General features: G+C 66.3%; 14 protein-coding genes. 5 read left to right on the top strand and 9 right to left on the bottom strand.

Annotated features, from left to right (window positions below; translation table 11 throughout):
* Window positions 1-86 precede the first annotated feature (86 nt).
* Genes RCI06_RS03515 through RCI06_RS03490 form a run of 6 tightly spaced genes read right to left on the bottom strand, consistent with a single transcriptional unit; the run spans window position 87 to window position 5,679 of the window.
* Window positions 87-827: an ABC transporter permease gene (locus tag RCI06_RS03515; protein WP_276870788.1), complete on the bottom strand. Its 741-nt coding sequence runs from the start codon at window positions 825-827 to the stop codon at window positions 87-89.
* The gene (locus RCI06_RS03510; RefSeq protein ID WP_276870787.1) at window positions 824-1,567 is read right to left on the bottom strand and encodes an ATP-binding cassette domain-containing protein; all 744 of its coding nucleotides are present in this window, start codon (window positions 1,565-1,567) and stop codon (window positions 824-826) included. The genes RCI06_RS03515 and RCI06_RS03510 overlap by 4 nt, the downstream gene beginning before the upstream one ends.
* Window positions 1,568-1,572: 5 nt before the next feature.
* Window positions 1,573-2,508, bottom strand: a complete 936-nt coding sequence (locus tag RCI06_RS03505; RefSeq protein ID WP_306574295.1) for an ABC transporter substrate-binding protein — start codon at window positions 2,506-2,508, stop codon at window positions 1,573-1,575.
* Window positions 2,505-3,074, bottom strand: a complete 570-nt coding sequence (locus tag RCI06_RS03500) for a UbiX family flavin prenyltransferase (protein WP_306574292.1) — start codon at window positions 3,072-3,074, stop codon at window positions 2,505-2,507. Before RCI06_RS03500 ends, RCI06_RS03505 begins: the two co-directional genes overlap by 4 nt.
* Before the next feature lie 13 nt (window positions 3,075-3,087).
* Window positions 3,088-3,960, bottom strand: coding sequence for a 4-hydroxybenzoate octaprenyltransferase (locus RCI06_RS03495; protein WP_276870781.1), 873 nt, complete (start codon window positions 3,958-3,960; stop codon window positions 3,088-3,090).
* 18 nt (window positions 3,961-3,978) lie between these two features.
* On the bottom strand, window positions 3,979-5,679 hold the full coding sequence (locus tag RCI06_RS03490) for a menaquinone biosynthesis decarboxylase (protein ID WP_306574290.1): 1,701 nt from the start codon (window positions 5,677-5,679) through the stop codon (window positions 3,979-3,981).
* Between the two features lie 197 nt (window positions 5,680-5,876).
* Between RCI06_RS03490 and RCI06_RS03485 the strand changes: the two genes are divergently transcribed.
* The 5 genes from RCI06_RS03485 (at window position 5,877) to RCI06_RS03465 (ending at window position 12,437) form a co-directional block, all read left to right on the top strand.
* Window positions 5,877-6,206 (top strand): helix-turn-helix transcriptional regulator, encoded by a 330-nt coding sequence (locus RCI06_RS03485; RefSeq protein ID WP_242970865.1) that lies wholly within the window; start codon window positions 5,877-5,879, stop codon window positions 6,204-6,206.
* A gap of 50 nt (window positions 6,207-6,256) precedes the next feature.
* Entirely contained in the window at window positions 6,257-8,257 is a 2,001-nt protein-coding gene (locus RCI06_RS03480; RefSeq protein WP_373690840.1) for an NAD(P)/FAD-dependent oxidoreductase, read from the top strand.
* Window positions 8,250-9,266, top strand: a complete 1,017-nt coding sequence (locus RCI06_RS03475; RefSeq protein ID WP_306574284.1) for a polyprenyl synthetase family protein — start codon at window positions 8,250-8,252, stop codon at window positions 9,264-9,266. Before RCI06_RS03480 ends, RCI06_RS03475 begins: the two co-directional genes overlap by 8 nt.
* Before the next feature lie 19 nt (window positions 9,267-9,285).
* Window positions 9,286-11,328 carry a hypothetical protein gene (locus RCI06_RS03470; RefSeq protein WP_306574281.1) on the top strand — a complete coding sequence of 681 codons (2,043 nt, stop codon included), beginning with the start codon at window positions 9,286-9,288 and terminating at the stop codon, window positions 11,326-11,328.
* Window positions 11,329-11,390: 62 nt separating this feature from the next.
* On the top strand, window positions 11,391-12,437 hold the full coding sequence (locus RCI06_RS03465) for an FAD:protein FMN transferase (RefSeq protein ID WP_306574278.1): 1,047 nt from the start codon (window positions 11,391-11,393) through the stop codon (window positions 12,435-12,437).
* A gap of 84 nt (window positions 12,438-12,521) precedes the next feature.
* Here the strand turns inward: RCI06_RS03465 and kdpC are convergent, their stop codons facing one another.
* From kdpC to kdpA, 3 genes are read right to left on the bottom strand one after another with little or no spacing between them, the layout of a single operon-like run.
* A complete protein-coding gene (kdpC, locus tag RCI06_RS03460) occupies window positions 12,522-13,127 on the bottom strand; it encodes a potassium-transporting ATPase subunit KdpC (RefSeq protein ID WP_306574276.1) in 606 nt (201 codons plus the stop codon).
* 17 nt (window positions 13,128-13,144) lie between these two features.
* Window positions 13,145-15,214: a potassium-transporting ATPase subunit KdpB gene (gene kdpB / locus RCI06_RS03455; protein ID WP_276870766.1), complete on the bottom strand. Its 2,070-nt coding sequence runs from the start codon at window positions 15,212-15,214 to the stop codon at window positions 13,145-13,147.
* 13 nt (window positions 15,215-15,227) lie between these two features.
* Window positions 15,228-16,970: a potassium-transporting ATPase subunit KdpA gene (gene kdpA, locus RCI06_RS03450; RefSeq protein WP_306574273.1), complete on the bottom strand. Its 1,743-nt coding sequence runs from the start codon at window positions 16,968-16,970 to the stop codon at window positions 15,228-15,230.
* Window positions 16,971-17,199 lie beyond the last annotated feature (229 nt).

The raw sequence follows: 17,199 nt of genomic DNA, 5'->3' as shown, positions 1-17,199 counted from the left end.
TTCATGATACCAGAAGCCGTCGGGTTTGGCACGCGAATGACGGTCGACCGGGGTAAACGGCTGGTGGAATCCCCGGTAGAGCCCGGTCAGGACGGCTCCTTCCAGCGGCAGAGCCGCCGCGCGAGCAGGTCGACGGCCAGAAAGAGCGCCGCGCCCACCACCGAGATCACGACGATGCCGCCGTACATTTCGAGGTAGTCGATGCGGCTCCATGCGTCGAGGATGTAGTAGCCGATCCCCGCGCGGGTGCCGTACGCCTCGACGATGAAGAGGACGGCCAGCGCGGTGCCCACGCCGATGCGCAGGCTGGTGAAGAGCTCGGGCAGCACGGCGGGAAGCGTGATCTGTCCGAGCAGGCGGCCGCGCGAGGCCCCTGCGCTGACGGCCACCTGGTAGAGGCCGGGGTCGACGGCCCGGGCCGCGTCCCGCGTGGCGACGATCACCTGGAAGAGGACGGTCAGCAGGATGATGAGGATCTTCGAGCCGTCCCGCAGGCCGAAAAGGAGCATCGCGACGGGCAGCAGGGCGGTCTTGGGGACGGGGTAGGAGAAGTAGACGATCGGGTGGAGCAGGGCGTTCCAACGGGGGGAGGCGGCCATCAGCAGGCCGACCGGCACCCCGACCGCGAGCGCGAGGAAAAGCCCCGCGAACACCCGCCAGAGGCTCGCGCCGATGTGGCGGAAGACGCCCGCGGCGAGCACGTCCCCAAAGTGGGCGTACACCTCCGCGGGGCCGGGCAGCGCGCGGGTGTCGAGCAGCGCGGCGGCGGCCAGCCAGAGCAGGTTGACCGTCACGAAGCCGAGCAGGAAGGCGCCCGTCTTTTTCATGACGCGGCCTCCTCTCCGGCGGCGAGCAGGATTTCCCGCCGCAGCTCGTGGGAGAACGCCTCGAAATCGGGGCCGCCCGGCTCGGGCAGGCCCTGCCAGGGGTTCTCCAGGAGGCGGGTAAAGCGCCCGCCCTTTCCCATGACGGCGATCTGGCCCGCGAGGTAGAGCGCCTCCTCCGGGCGGTGGGTCACCACGACCGCCGTTGCGCCCGAATCCCGCCAGAGCTCGAAACAGAGCCGTCTGGCGCGGTCGGCCGCCGCCGCGTCGAGCGCGGCGAAGGGTTCGTCCATCAGCAGCAGGCGCGGCTTCATGAGCAGCGCGCGCGCCAGCGCCGCCCGCTGCGCCTGCCCGCCGCTTAATTCGCGCGGGTAGCGGTCGAGCAGGCCGCCGATGCCCAGCCGCGCGCAGAGGGCGTCAAGCTCCCTTTCGCCGGACGCGCCGCGCAGCCGCGCGCAGAAAAGGCAGTTCTCCCGCACCGTCTTCCAGGGGAGCAGGCCGTAGCTCTGGGGGATGAGGCCGATGGCGGTATCACGCGGGGAGAGGGGTGCGCCGCAGAAGCGGACGCTCCCGCCCGCGGGCGGGAGCACGCCGGCCAGCAGGTTCAGTAGCGTCGTCTTGCCGCAGCCGGACGGCCCGAGCAGTGCAAGCAGCCCCCCTTCCCCGAGGGAGAAGGAGAGCCCGTCGATGACCGGGCGGCTCGCGCGCGGGTAGCGCGCCGTGAGGTTTTCAACTTCCAGCATCGCGCTTATCCGAGGTCGCCGAGCAGGTCGGCTGGGGTGAGGGAAGCGGGGCAGAGCCCCTTGCCCGAGGCCCAGGCGACCGCGTCGGAGAGGACGGCGGCGTCGGGCAGCGCGTTTTTGCGGAAGACGGGCAGCTCGATTCTGCCCGCGAGCTCCTCTGGGAAGCCCGCGCCCGCGATCACGACCGGCTCGTATTCCGAGAGGGGGGTGTTGTTCACGTAGTCGACCGCCTCGTCGTAGGCGGCGTAGTACTTTCTGATCGCGCCGGCCTTCCCGTCGATCGCCGACTGGGTGAAGGCGGAGACGGCGGGATAGAGCCCCGCCGTGTTGGCGCTGCCGAGCTCGACGGCGCCGTCGGTGAGGGCGAGGGTCGCGAACGGCTCGGGCAGCAGGCAGAGGTCGACCTCGCCGTTGCGCAGCATCTCAAGGCGGTCGGGGATGCGGGGGACGACCTCCTTTTTGAGGTAGTCCGCGCCGTACCCCTCCTGCGTTAGGATGTAGTCAAGCGCGTATTCGATCAGCGTGTTTTCCGAAATCGCGATCGATTTCCCGGCGGCGTCCGCGAGCGTCGTGACGCCGGAATCCGGACCGGCGAGCAGCAGGTAGTCGCCGTCGGTCATGCCGGTGATCTTCACGTCGAGCCCGGCGTTCTGGTAGATGCACACGCCGATGAAATCGGTGAACACCCCGTCGAGCTCGCCCGCCTGCAGCGCCGCGTCGCGGTCCTTGGCGGAGGAGAAGACCTGCATGTCGAGGACGACGCCCTGCTTTTCATCGAGCTTCTGGTCCTTCATGACCGCCAGCGGGATGATGTCGGACGAATACATGACGCCGATGCGCAGCGTGTCGGGCTCGGGCTGTCTGCCGCACGCGGCGAGCCCCGCCGCGGCGAGCGCCGCGAGCAGCAGAGCCGCGGCGCGCTTCAAAATGGTTTTTTTCATGGTTCTTCCCTCCAACGCTGATATAGATGGTTTTCAACGCCCAGGCAGTCGAGCGCCCGGCCTGCCACGAAGGAGACAAGGTCGTCGACCGTCCGGGGGCGGTGGTAAAACGCGGGCATCGCGGGCAGGATCGTCGCGCCGCACTGACTGAGCGTCAGCATGTTCTGCAGGTGGATCGAGGTGAGCGGCGTTTCGCGCGGCACCAGCAGGAGGGGCCGCCGCTGCTTGAGCATGACGTCCGCCGCCCGGGTGAGCAGGTCGGTCGTGACGCCGCACGCGAGCCTGCCGAGCGTCGACATCGAGCAGGGCGCGACCACCATCCCCGCGAACCGCCGCGAGCCGCTCGCGAGCGGGGAGAAGAGGTCGGCGTTGTCCTCGAGCACGGCGTTGGGGCGTTCCCCGGCCCAGTGTTCGAGCGAGACGCCCGTCTCATATTCCAGCACCCGGCGGCCGGTATCGGTGGCGACGACCCGCAGGGCCGCGCCGCTTTCCAGCAGGGCGTCCGAGATGCGCAGCGCATAGGCGCTCCCGCTCGCGCCGGTGATCCCGATGATGTAGGTTTCCATAGAAGCCCTCCTTTCAGAGGTAGATGTCGAGGATGCCGAAGACCAGCAGCGCGAGGCTGGTGAGCTGGCTCATGCTGTAGGAGGCGACGTTGACTCCCTCGAGCCGCCGGGGGGAGACCATCGTGTGCTGCACCGCCATGAGGGCGGCGGCGGCGAGCAGCCCCGCGCCGAAGAGGAGTCCCATATGCGGCTCCAGCAGGAGGAAGGCCGCGAGGCAGACGAGCGCCGCGGCATGAAACGCGGTGCTGATATGCAGCGCGCCCGCCACGCCGAACCGCACGGGGATCGAATGAAGGCCGTTTTGCCGGTCGAAGTCATAGTCCTGGCAGCCGTAAATGACGTCGAAGCCGGCGGTCCACAGGCAGTTGGCCGCGCCGAGCAGCAGCGGCGGCAGGGAAAACCGCCCCGTCACCGCGAGCCACGCGCCGACCGGCGCGATGCCGCAGGTCGCGCCCAGAAAGAGGTGGCAGAGCCAGGTGAACCGCTTGGTGTAGGAGTAGAAGGCCATCATCAGGAGGGCGAGGGGGGAGAGGACCAGGCAGAGGGGGTTCAGCATCGCGGCGCTCACGACGAGCAGCGCGAAGCAGGCGGCTGAAAGCGCGACCGTCTCGCGCACGGAGATTTCGCCGCGCGGGATCTGCCGTCCGGCGGTGCGGGGGTTTTTCGCGTCGATTCTCGCGTCGACCGCGCGGTTGAGGGCGTTGGCCCCCGTGCGCGCCGACAGGAAGGCGAGCGCGGCCCACGCCGCCGTCCAGAGGCGCGGCCTGCCGTTCGACGCGGCGAGGAAGGCGACGGCGCCGAACGAGAGGGAGAAGATCGTGTGGCTGAACATCACGAGCGTCCCGTAGGCGCGCAGCTTCCGAATCAGTTTATGAGCGAGTTCCATATCGAAGGCGCCTCCACGTCAGAATCCGTATTCTTCCCACCGCGCGTCCACCCGCGCGGCCATTTCCGGCGACATCGTGATGTCGTCCGGCCAGGGGCGGGTGAGCCCCTCCCCCGGCAGCTTTTTCGTCGCGTCGAGCGCGATTTTCCCGTTCTTCACCACGAGATCGCGCCCCGCGTCGATGTTGTTGAAGACCCGCCAGAGCACCTCCGAGCGGTCGGCGAGGTCCACCGTGTCGTCGAGCGCCACGGCGAACGAGACGCCCTCCGCCTCGAGCGCGGCCAGCGCGGCCTCCCGGCCGTCGCCCGGCGCGCGCTTTTGGACCGACAGGAGGGCGTAACGCCCCGTCCGGGGCGTTACGCCCGGTTTCACGGTTGCGTCGACGCCCAGCCGCGCGCCGTAGAGGGCGCGGTCGGACGAGTGGTCGAGCGCGTCGAGCGGGCCGTCCGAGAGAAGGTAGTCCGACGCGGGATCGGCGTTTTGGAGCACCGCCGCGAGCACCGCGCCGGTGTCCCGCGGGTCGACCGACGCGTCCACCGCGACGATCAGCTTGGTGTAGCGCATCTGTCCCATCCCCCACATCGCGTTCATGACGGTGCGCGCCGCGCCGGGGAAGTCGTTTCTGACCGAGACGACCGCGCAGTTGTGGAACACCCCCTCGAAGGGGAGGCAGAGGTCGCACAGCTGGGGCATCTGCAGCTTCAGCACGGGCAGGAAGATACGTTCGGTGGCCTTCGCCAGATAGCAGTCCTCCATCGGGGGCCTGCCCACGACGGTCGCCGGGTAGACGGGGTTTCTGCGGCGGGTGACGCAGGTGACGTGGAAGCGGGGGTACCAGTCGGCCAGCGAGTAGTAGCCGGTGTGGTCGCCGAACGGGCCCTCCCACACGGGGGGCTCCTCGGTGTCGACGTATCCCTCGAGCACGAACTGCGCGTCCCGCGGCACCCACAGGTCGCTGGCGACGCATTTTGTCAGCGCGACGGGCCGCCTGCGCAGGAAGCCCGCGAGCAGCATCTCGTCGAGACCGGGCGGCAGCGGCGCGGTCGCGGCGTAGGTGATCTCGGGGCCGCAGCCGAGCGCGACCGCGACGGGCATTTTCCCGCCGCGCGCCCGCCACGCCTCATAGATGGCAGAGCCGTCCTTGTGCTTGTGCCAGTGCATGGCGGTGGAGGTCTTATCGAGCACCTGCATCCGGTACATGCCGCAGTTCTGCGTCCGCGCGCCCGGCAGCTTCGTGAAGACGAGCGGCAGGGTGAAGAAGCGGCCGCCGTCCTGCGGCCAGCAGTGGAGCACCGGCAGCGCCGAGAGGTCGGGTTCCCGCTCGATCACCTGCTGGCAGGGCGGGCGGGCAAGGCGCAGGCGGCGCCGGTGGGGAAAGCAGGCGGCAAGGCGCGGGAGACGCGGGACGAAGCGGACGAGGTTTCCGAGGGAGGTGTAGTTGCCGAAATCGAGGTAGCGGGCCACGTCGCCGCCGATTTCGTCGAGGCTTTCGGCGCCCAGCGCGAGCGCCATGCGCGCGTCGGAGCCCATCGCGTTGATGAGCAGGGGGAAATCGGAGCCCTCGACCCGCTCGAAGAGAAGGGCCGGGCCGCCCCGCTTCATGACGCGGCCGGCGATTTCGGTGATCTCCAGGATGGGGGAGACGGGCGCGGAAATCCGCATGAGTTCGCCGCGCTTTTCGAGCGCGGCGATGAATGCCTGCAAGTCCCGGTAGGCCAATCCGGACGGCCTCCTTTCTCTGGAAAAAACGGTTATCGGGTAATTTGTTAAATAGATGGCGGGGAAGTTGGACACATTATATAAAATGGCAAAAAACCATTGATAAATACTTGACAAATACCAAAGATATAATTATATTAGAAATTGCTTAATTACTAATTTCCTTAATATTATACACGAAAAACGGGGGGGAATCAATGGCGAATCCAGCGAAGGACGCGGCGGCGCTCTGCGCGCTGCTGGCGAACGAAAACCGCATGGTCATCCTCTGCCATTTGATGACCGGCCCCATGAACGTCGGGCAGCTGCACAAGCGCCTCAAGGGGATCACCCAGTCGGCGCTCTCCCAGCACCTGACGCTGCTGCGGGCCAACCGGATTGTTGAGTGCGACAAACAGGGACAGAGCATGGTCTACAAGATCGTCGACCAGCGGGCGATCCGGCTGATCGAAACGGTCGAGGAGATCTTCCTGCTGAAGGCCGCGGCGGGGATGCCCCCGGACGGCGAAACGAACGAGCGCAAATGATTTCACGCCGGGAGCGAACTGGCGGAGTTCACATTTAGGAGATGAAAGCATTGAAAAACATTGTCATTGTCGGCGCGGGCTACGCGGGCGTCCTGACCGCCAAAAAACTGGCGAAACGGCTGAAAAAACAGGAGGACGTGCAGATCACCGTCATCGACAAAAACCCCTTCCACACCATGTACACCGAGCTGCACGAGGTCGCCGCCCACCGCGTGGATGAGGACAGCATCAAGATCAGCCTCGAACGGGTCTTCGCGGGGCGCAGCGTACATGTGGTGCTTGACACGGTCACCTCGATCGATTTTGACGGCAAGGTGCTCGAAGGGCGCGTGGGCACCTACCCCTACGACTATCTCATCCTCGCGACCGGCTCCAAGCCGACCTTCTTCGGCGTGCCGGGCGCGGAGGAGATCTCCTATACCCTGTGGTCCTACGACGACGCGGTCGTCCTGCGCGAGCACCTGCTCCACGTCTTCCGCCGCGCCGCGCGCGAGACCGACCCGGCCGAGCGCCGCAGGCTGCTGACCTTCTATGTGGTCGGCGCGGGCTTCACCGGCGTCGAGATGGCGGGCGAGCTGGCCGAGCTGGTGCCGCTGCTCTGCGAGAAATTCGAGATCGACCGGGACGAGGTGTCGATGTTCGACGTCGACGTGCTCGACCGCACGGTGCCCATCCTGCCGAAGAAGCTCTCCGACAAGGTGGAGCGCAGGCTCACGAAGATGGGCGTGCAGGTCATGCTCGGAACCGGCGTCGCGGGCATCGGCAAGGACTACATCGAGCTCAAGCAGGGGGACGCCGTCGAGTGCCACCAGGCGGGCACCGTCATCTGGACGGCGGGCATCGAGTCGAGCGACATCGTCTCCGAGGCGGCCAAGGCCCTCCAGACCGCCCGCCGCGGCCGGGTCGTCACCGACAAATACCTGCGCGCAATCGACCACGAGGACGTGTTCATCGCGGGCGACAACATCATGTACGTCCCCGAGGGGGAGGAGAACCCCGTCCCGCAGATGGTCGAAAACTGCGAGCAGAGCGCCGACACGATTGCCCACAACCTGACGGTGCAGCTCACCGGGCAGGGGGAGCTGGAGGACTACCGCCCCAAGTTCCACGGGGTCATGGTGTCGGTCGGCGGCAGGTACGGCGTCGCGCAGGTGGGCACCCCCAACCACATGATCTGCCTGCCCTCCTTCTTGGCGATGTTTACCAAGCATTTCATCAACGTCGTCTACTTCGTGCAGGTGCTCGGCTGGAACAAGGTCATCAGCTATTTGAGGCACGAGTTCTTCACCATCCGCAACTGCCGCAGCTTTGTGGGCGGGCATTTTTCCAACCGCACCCCGAGCTTTTTGCTCGTGCCGCTGCGCGTCTGGCTGGGCGTCTGCTGGGTGTTCGAGGGCGTCATGAAGATCGTCGAGGGCTGGATGCAGACCCCGCAGCTCACCGGCTTCTTCAGCGGCGCGACCGGCTTCTTCAACAAGATCCTCTCCGCCGCGGGCGCGCGCAACGTGACCGATATGGTCAACGCGGTCGCGGGCGCGACCTCCGGGGCCGTCGACGCGGTCGCCACCGCGACCGCCGAGGTCGGCGAGGCGGTGGCCAGCGGCGTGGCGGTGTTCAGCTACCGGCTGCTCGGATTTATGGACGTGACGCTTGTCAGCGGCACCGACCTGGCCCATTCCACGCTGGCGGACTACGCCTTCAAGATCGACATCCCCTTCATCAACTGGTTCGTCGACCATGTGGTGCTTGCCAGCGACGGGATGCAGATGTTCATGCAGATCACCATCGTGGTGCTTGAGATCCTCATCGGCCTCGCGCTGATCGGCGGCCTCTTCAACTTCCCGGCCTCCGCCGCCTCGCTCGTGCTGCAGTTCATGTTCGTCACCACGACGGGGCTCTACCTCAACACCTTCTGGATGATTTTCGCCGCGATCGCGGTACTCATCGGCGGCGGCAGGACGCTGGGCCTCGACTACTACGTCATGCCCGCCCTTAAAAAACACTGGAAAAACGTCAGGTTTGTCAGAAAGTGGTATCTCTACAATGATTGACGCGACACAAAATCAGGCGCGCCCCCGGGCCGCCTGCTACCCCGGATTTGACGCGGCGTTCGAGGCGGTGAAGGAACGCATCGACGGGGCCCTCACCGGCTCGCCGGGTCTGATCCGCAGCTATACCGCGCACCTCGCGGGCGCGCGGGGCAAGATGATCCGCGCCGCCGCCCTGCTCGCCTGCGCACAGGGGGAGGACGGCGGGATTCCCGCCGACGCGGCGGAGCTGGCCGCCGCCGTCGAGATGCTCCACCTCGCGACGCTCGTGCACGACGACGTCATCGACGACGCCGATCTGCGGCGCGGCATCCCCACCCTCCAGCGCATGTACGGCAGGCGCACGGCGGTCATCTGCGGCGACTATCTGCTCGCCGCTTCCCTGCGGCTCGCGGCGCAGGTGGGCGACCGGGAACGCTACCTTGACCTGCGGCTGCCCGACTATGTGGGGCGCATCTGCCTCGGAGAGCTGGGCCAGCACCTCAATAACGGCAACCTCGAGCTGACCGCCTACCGCTACCTCAAGATCATCGGGGGCAAGACGGCCGCCCTCTTTGAGGCGGCGTTTTACGCGGGCGCGCTCTTCTTTACAGAGGAGGAGCGGCTCATCCGCCGGTACGCGCGGCTCGGGCGGCAGATCGGCATGATCTTCCAGCTCACCGACGACTGCATCGATTTTGAATCGGACGAGGCGACCGCCAAAAAGCCGGTGCAGTCGGACTACGAGCAGGGGGTCGTCACGCTGCCGCTCATCCGGGCGTTCGAACAGGACCCGGCCTTTCTCGAGCGCGCGCGGAGAGGGAAACTCGCGCGCGCCGAGGTGGACGAACGGGTCCGCGCGAGCGGCGGGCTCGACGACGCGCGCCGGCTTTCCAAACGCTATTACGACCGCGCGGCCAAGCTGCTCGGGGAGCTCGGCGCTCCCGAGGAGAAGCGGCGGCGGCTCACGGAGATACTGGACAGGGCATTTTACGGCCTCAAGCTACAGCCGGCGGCGAAGCCCGGCCGATGACGATCAAAGGAGGATCGATATGAAACGATTTTTTGCGACGGCGCTCAGCCTCGCTTTGGCGGCTTCGCTGCTGGCGGGATGCAGTTCCAATCTGCCGAAGGGGTATTCCCCCTTCGGACCGCAGGCTTCGTCCGAGGGCGGGGCCCAGCAGCCGCAGGAGAACCCCGCCCCGGAGAATCCGGTGCAGGTCCCGGCGGGCGCGGAGCTTTCGACCGGACTGGCGGTGATCAACTCGGTGGGCAGCTCGAAGGACGCGGGCGACGAGGACGGTCTCGCGCAGGCGGACTCGAACGTCGTGGCGGTGCTCGTCGACGCGGACGGCCGCATCGTCGACTGCAAGATCGACGGGGTGCAGGCGAAGATCCCCTTCTCGAAGGAGGGGAAGCTGCTCGTCGGAACGGACACGATGTTCCGGACCAAGCAGGAGCTGAAGGAAGACTACGGCATGAAGAAGGCCTCCGGCATCGGCAGGGAGTGGAACGAGCAGGCGGACGCGCTGGCCGCCTACGTGACGGGCAAGACGCTGGATGAATTGAGAGGCATCGCGGTGACGGAGGACGGGCACGCGGGCGACGCGGAGCTTGCGTCGTCGGTGACGATGTCGGTCGGCGGCTGGCTCGAGACGGTGGAGAAGGCGGTCGAGAACGCGAAGCCGATGGGCGCGAAGGCGGGCGACAGGCTCGGCCTCGGGATCGAGACGAACATGTCGAAATCCACCGACGCGGGGGACGAGGACGGCCTGGCGCAGGCCTACTCGATGTACACGGCGGCGACGTTTGGGCCGGACGGCCGGATCACGAGCTGCATCCTCGACGGCTCGCAGAGCAACGTGAACTTTGATCGGACCGGAAAGATCACAACCGATCTGACGGTCGCGCCGCAGACGAAGAACGAGCTCAAGGAGGCCTACGGCATGAAGGTGGCCTCTGGGATCGGGCTGGAGTGGTACCAGCAGGCGGAGAACTACGCGCAGTACGCGCTGGGCAAGACCCCGGCGGAGCTTTCCGGTCTGGCGGTGAACGACCACGGCTCCCCGACGGACGCGGAGCTGGCCGCCTCGGTGACGATCGGCATCGGCGACTTCAACGCGATCCTCCAGAAGGCCGCGGAAAACGCGGGCGCCGCCTCCCTGAGCGAGGGCGGCCTTATGACCGGGCTGGCGGTGATCAACTCGGTGGGCAGTTCGAAGGACGCGGGCGATGAGGACGGCCTCGCACAGGCGGACTCGAACGTCGTGGCGGTGCTCGTCGACGCGGACGGCCGCATCGTCGACTGCAAGATCGACGGGGTGCAGGCGAAGATCCCCTTCTCGAAGGAGGGGAAGCTGCTCGTCGGAACGGACACGATGTTCCGGACCAAGCAGGAGCTGAAGGAAGACTACGGCATGAAGAAGGCCTCCGGCATCGGCAGGGAGTGGAACGAGCAGGCGGACGCGCTGGCCGCCTACGTGACGGGCAAGACGCTGGATGAATTGAGAGGCATCGCGGTGACGGAGGACGGGCACGCGGGCGACGCGGAGCTTGCGTCGTCGGTGACGATGTCGGTCGGCGGCTGGCTCGAGACGGTGGAGAAGGCGGTCGAGAACGCGAAGCCGATGGGCGCGAAGGCGGGCGACAGGCTCGGCCTCGGGATCGAGACGAACATGTCGAAATCCACCGACGCGGGGGACGAGGACGGCCTGGCGCAGGCCTACTCGATGTACACGGCGGCGACGTTTGGGCCGGACGGCCGGATCACGAGCTGCATCCTCGACGGCTCGCAGAGCAACGTGAACTTTGATCGGACCGGAAAGATCACAACCGATCTGACGGTCGCGCCGCAGACGAAGAACGAGCTCAAGGAGGCCTACGGCATGAAGGTGGCCTCTGGGATCGGGCTGGAGTGGTACCAGCAGGCGGAGAACTACGCGCAGTACGCGCTGGGCAAGACCCCGGCGGAGCTTTCCGGTCTGGCGGTGAACGACCACGGCTCCCCGACGGACGCGGAGCTGGCCGCCTCGGTGACGATCGGCATCGGCGACTTTAACACGATCCTCCAGAAGGCCGCGGAAAACGCGGGCTGAACGGAATAAAATGAAAAGGAAGGGACGGGAACCGTCCCTTCCTTTTTCGGGAGTGCAAACGGATGAGGAAATGGACGGCATGCCTGCTCGCGCTGCTGCTGGCGGCGCTGCCCGCCTGCGGGCGGCCGGAGGCGGAGACGCCGCGGTATGAGGCGACCTTTTTGACCCTCTTCGATACGGTGACGACGATCGTCGGCTATACCGACGACAAGGCGGCGTTTACCGAGGAGGCGCAGTTCATTCACGACGAGCTGGAACGCTACCACCGGCTCTACGACATCTATAACGACTACGAGGGCATCCACAACATCAAGACGATCAACGACCGCGCGGGCGTCGCGCCGGTCGTGGTGGAGCGCCCGGTGATCGACCTGCTGCTTGAGGCGAAGGAGCTCTACGCCTTCACGGGCGGGAGGGTGAACGTCGCGTTCGGGAGCGTGTTGTCCATCTGGCACGACTACCGGGAACGGGGGATCGACGACCCGCTTTCCGCCAAGCTGCCGCCGATGGAAAAGCTGCGGGAGGCGGCGGCGCACACCGATATCGACAAGGTCGTGATCGACGAGGCGGCCTCGACCGTCTATCTCGCGGACCCGGAGATGCGCCTCGACGTGGGGGCGGTCGCCAAGGGCTACGCGGTCGAGCGGGCCTGCCGGGCGGCGGAGGAAAAGGGGATCGAAAGCCTGCTTGTGAGCGTGGGCGGCAACGTGCGCGCGATCGGGAGCATGGACGGGCGCGGATCCCCCTGGAAGGTGGGAGTGCAGAACCCCGGCATGGGGGAGGGCGGCCCGCAGTTCCTCTGCACGGTGGGGCTTCGGGACCGCTCGCTTGTGACGAGCGGCAGCTACCAGCGGTATTACACGGTGGACGGAAAGACCTACCACCACATCATCGACCCGGAGACGCTCATGCCCGCCGCTTATTATACGGCGGTGAGCGTGTTGACGCCCGACTCGGGGGCGGCGGACGCGCTGTCGACGGCGCTCTACAACATGCCCTATGAGGAGGGACTGGCGCTCGTGGAGGGGATGGAGGACACCGAGGCGCTGTGGGTGATGCCCGACGGGTCGCTGCGTGAGAGCGGCGGCTTCGCGGAAGCGGTCCTTTAAATGGGTTGCCGGCTTTTTAATAGCGGCGAAAAGGAACATGATAAGGCCCGCCGCAGTTGCGGCGGGCCTTATCATTTGAGAATCTTACTTTAAAATCCCGTCGAGGGCGAGGTTCACCTCGAGCACGTTGACGGTAGGCTCCCCGAATACGCCGAGCAGCCGCCCGTCGGTGTATTCCGCGATCACCGCGCGCACCTCATCGGCGGTGACGCCGCGCGCCCGCGCGACCCGCTCCACCTGATATTCGGCCGCGGCGGGGGAGATGTGCGGGTCAAGCCCCGAGCCGGAACCGGTCACGAGGTCCACCGGGATGGGTTCGTCCGCGCGCTCGGGATGGGCGGCGCGGATTTTTTCGACCCGCTCGGCGATCATCCGCCCGTATTCCGCGCTCGCGGGACTTTTGTTGGAGGGGCCCGCGTATAAGAGCGGGCTGCCGTCATCATCGTGGAAGGCGCCGGTGTTGAGGACCATCACGCGGCCCCAGAGATACTCGTCGCCGGTAAATTCCTGCGCAAGCAGGGCGCTGCCGTACTTTTTCCCGTCGATCTCGATGATGCTGCCGTTCGCCTGCTTGGGGAAGGCGAGCTGACAGATCCCGGTGACGGCGAGCGGGTAGACGACGCCGCAGAGAATGGTGAGCGCCACGCAGACCACAAGCGCCTTGACCGTATATTCTTTCAGGGTTTTCATGTGATAACCGCCTTTCTTTAGAGCACGAGCCCGAAGAGGACGAGCAGCATGTCGATCAGTTTGATGGCGATAAACGGGGCGATGATACCGCCGAGGCCGTAGACGACGAGGTTGCGGGAGAGCAGCTTCGCGGCAGGCACCTCCCGGTAGCGGACGCCCCGGAGGGCCAGCGGGATGAGCGCCACGATGATGAGCGCGTTGTAGATGATCGCCGAGAGGATGGCGCTTTCGGCGCTGTGCAGGCCCATGATGTTGAGGGCGGAAAGCCCGGGGTAGAGCCCCATGAAGAGGGCGGGCAGGATGGCGAAGTACTTGGCCACGTCGTTGGCGATCGAGAAGGTGGTCAGGCTGCCGCGGGTCATGAGGAGCTGCTTGCCGATGCGCACGATGTCGATCAGCTTGGTCGGCGACGAGTCGAGGTCGACCATGTTGCCCGCCTCCTTGGCCGCCTGCGTGCCGGTGTTCATCGCGACGGCCACGTCCGCCTGCGCGAGCGCGGGCGCGTCGTTGGTGCCGTCGCCCGTCATTGCGACGAGGTGTCCTTTGGCCTGCAGGTCCCGGATCATCTGCAGCTTGCCCTCCGGGGTGGCCTCGGCAAGAAAGTCGTCCACCCCGGCCTCCGCCGCGATGGCGGAGGCGGTGAGGGGGTTGTCGCCGGTGATCATGACGGTGCGGATGCCCATTTTGCGCAGGTCGGCGAACTTCTCCCTGACCCCCTGCTTGATGATGTCCTTGAGGTGGATGACGCCGAGCACCCGCCCGTTTTTGGCGACGACGAGGGGGGTGCCGCCCTGGCGGGCGATCTGCTCAACGGCCTCCTCGCACTGTTTGGAGTAGGCGCCGCCCTGCCCGGCGACGTAGGCCCTGACCGCCTCGGCCGCGCCCTTGCGGATTTCGTTGCCGGCGTAGTCCACGCCGCTCATCCGGGTCTTGGCGGTGAAGGGGATGAAGCTGGCGTGCAGGCCGCCGAGGTTCCGCCCGCGCAGGCCGAACTGCTCCTTGGCGAGCACAACGACGCTGCGCCCCTCGGGAGTCTCGTCGGCGAGTGAGGAGAGCTGCGCCGCGTCGGCCAGCTCGTGGATGTCGGTGCCGTCGACGGGGATCAACTCGTAAGCCTGCCGGTTGCCGAGGGTGATGGTGCCCGTCTTGTCGAGCAGCAGGGTATCCACGTCGCCCGCCGCCTCGATCGAGCGGCCGCTCATCGCGAGGACGTTGGCCTGGTTGAGGCGGCTCATGCCCGCGATGCCGATTGCGGAGAGCAGCGCGCCGATCGTGGTGGGCGCGAGGCAGACGAGCAGGGCGGCCAGCGCGGTCACCGAGGTGGGATTGACCATCCCGGCCTGGCCGGCGGAGAAGGCGGAAAAGGGATAGAGGGAGACGGTGACGAGCAGGAAGATGATCGTCAAAGCGACGAGCAGGATCTGCAGCGCGATCTCGTTGGGGGTCTTCTTGCGGGAGGCGCCCTCGACCATCGCGATCATCTTGTCCAGAAAGCTCTCGCCCGCCTCGCTTGTGACGCGGATGACGAGCTGGTCGGAGGTGACGGTGGTGCCGCCGGTGACCGCGCTGCGGTCGCCGCCCGATTCGCGGATGACCGGCGCGGATTCGCCGGTGATCGCGCTTTCGTCGACCGACGCCGCGCCGTCGATCACCTCGCCGTCGGCGGGGATCTGTTCGCCCACGCCGACGAGGACGAGGTCGCCCTTCCGGAGGCAGGCGCTCTTGACGCGGGTGATCTCGTCCCGACGGTCGGGGGAGGGGATTTTGTTGGCGGTCACGTCCTGTCTGGCGGCGCGCAGCGCGTCGGCCTGCGCCTTGCCGCGCCCTTCGGCGATCGCCTCGGCGAAGTCGGCGAAGAGGACGGTGAACCAGAGGATGACCGCCACGGCGAGGATAAAGCCGGGGCGCGCGTCCGCTACCCCGAAGAGGGAGCAGACATAGAGGGCGGTGGTCAGGACCGCCGAGACATAGACGAGGAACATGACCGGGTTGCGCAGCTGGGTCTTGGGGGCCAGCTTGACGAAGGAGTCCTTCACCGCCCGGAGCATCAGCTCCTTTGTGACAAAGGCCGTCTTTTTTTGATTCATGAGGTTCACTCCTTTAAGCAATCATCTGGAAGAACTCCGCGATGGGCCCGAGCGCGAGCGCCGGGAAGAAGCTCAGCGCGCCGACGAGCAGGACCACGAAGATCAGCAGCCCGATGAAGAGGGCGTTGTGGGTGGGCAGGGTCCCGGCGCTCTCCGCGACCTTCTTTTTGCCCGCGAGGGAGCCCGCGATCGCGAGCGTCGCGATGAGCGGCACGAACCGCACAAAGAGCATCACGAGGCCGATCGAGACGTTCAGGAAGGGGGTGTTCGCATTGAAGCCCGCGAAGGCGGAGCCGTTGTTCCCGCCGGCCGACGAGTAGGTGTAGAGGATTTCGGAGAAGCCGTGCGCGCCGGCGTTGTTGAGGGAATCGGCGGTGGCGGGCAGCGCGGCGGCAAGCCCGGTGCCGATCAGGATGGCGACGGGGGTGGCCAGACAGACGAGCACCGCCATCTTCATCTCGCGCGGCTCGATCTTTTTGCCGAGGTATTCGGGCGTGCGCCCGACCATCAGCCCGGCGATGAAGACGGTGAGAATGGCAAAGCCGACCATGCCGTAGAGACCGCAGCCGACGCCGCCGAAGACGACCTCGCCGAGCTCCATCTGGAGCATCTCCACCATGCCGCCGAAGGGGGTGTAGCTGTCGTGCATCGAGTTGACCGAGCCGTTGGAGGCCGCGGTCGTGAAGACGCCCCATGTTGTGGAGGCCGCGATGCCGAAGCGGGACTCCTTGCCCTCCATGTTGCCGCCCGCCTGCGCGCCGGACGCGGAGACGTCCACCGCGCCCTCCTGCGCGAGCTGCGGCGTGGCGCCCGCCTCCGAGGCCGCTGCGATGCCGAGGAAGGCCACCAGCAGGATGAGCATCGCCAAAAAGAGCGCGCGTCCCTGGCGTTTGTCCCGGACGCCGTACCCGAAGGTGAAGCAGCAGGCCACCGGGATGAGCAGCAGGGAGATCATCTCGAAGAGGTTGGAAAGCGCGTTCGGGTTTTCAAAGGGGTGCGCCGAGTTGACCCCGAAGAAGCCGCCGCCGTTGGTTCCCAGCTGTTTGATCGCGATCTGGCTGGCGGCTGGGCCGAGCGGGACGACCTGCCGGGTAACGGCGGCGCCGTCCTCCAGCACAACCGGCTGGAGCAGATCGACGGTGTCATAGGGCGAGAACGTCTGTACGACGCCCTGGGAGGCGATGACGAGCGCGACCACGATGGACAGCGGGATGAGGATGTAGGAGGTCACCCGCACAAGGTCGGCCCAGAAGCTGCCGAGCCCGGTGGATTTCACCCGCGTGAACCCCCGGATGAGTGCGAACATCACAGCGATTCCCGTCGCGGCCGAGACGAAGTTCTGCACTGTCAGCCCGAGCGTCTGCGTGAGGTAGGAGAGGGTGCTCTCCCCCGAGTAGGACTGCCAGTTGGTATTGGTCACGAAGGAGGCCGCCGTGTTGAAGGAGAGATGCCACGAGCAGCCGGGCAGTCCTTCGGGGTTGAGGGGCAGAACGCCCTGGAAGAGATTGAGAAGGAGCAGGAAGAGAAATCCGAAGGCGCTGAACATCACGGCGGCCAGCGCGTACTGCTTCCAGGTCATCTCCTGGGCCGGGTCGACGCGCATGAGTTTGCAGAGCCCCTTTTCGACCGGCCGCAGCAGGGGGGAGAGGAAGGTCCTTTCGCCGGTCATGACGTGGTACATATATTTGCCCAGCGGGACGGCCAGCAGAACCAGGATCAAAAGATAAAGGACATATTGCAGGATGTGGTTGGTCATTTTTCATCACCTCTAAACAGGATATAAACCAGATAAGCGAGCATCAGGACCGATGCGGCGCCGATGGCGGCGATTACGGCACTCATTGCGTTGGTCACCTCTTTCTTTCGTGTTGGGGTGTTTTGCTCAACGCTCTATTTATAGCACGGACGCCGTAAACGCGGCGTTAGGCTTTGGGGGGCCGGCGTTAAGGTTCCGTAAACGGAAGGGCCCTTAATGGAATCTTAAC

Origin of the sequence: Anaerotruncus massiliensis (ex Togo et al. 2026), from assembly GCF_030825285.1 — a bacterium.
In the GTDB taxonomy this organism is placed as follows: Bacteria; Bacillota; Clostridia; order Oscillospirales; family Ruminococcaceae; genus Anaerotruncus; species Anaerotruncus massiliensis.
Note: the sequence above shows the minus strand (reverse complement) of the source record. Positions and strands in the feature narration are given on the sequence as shown.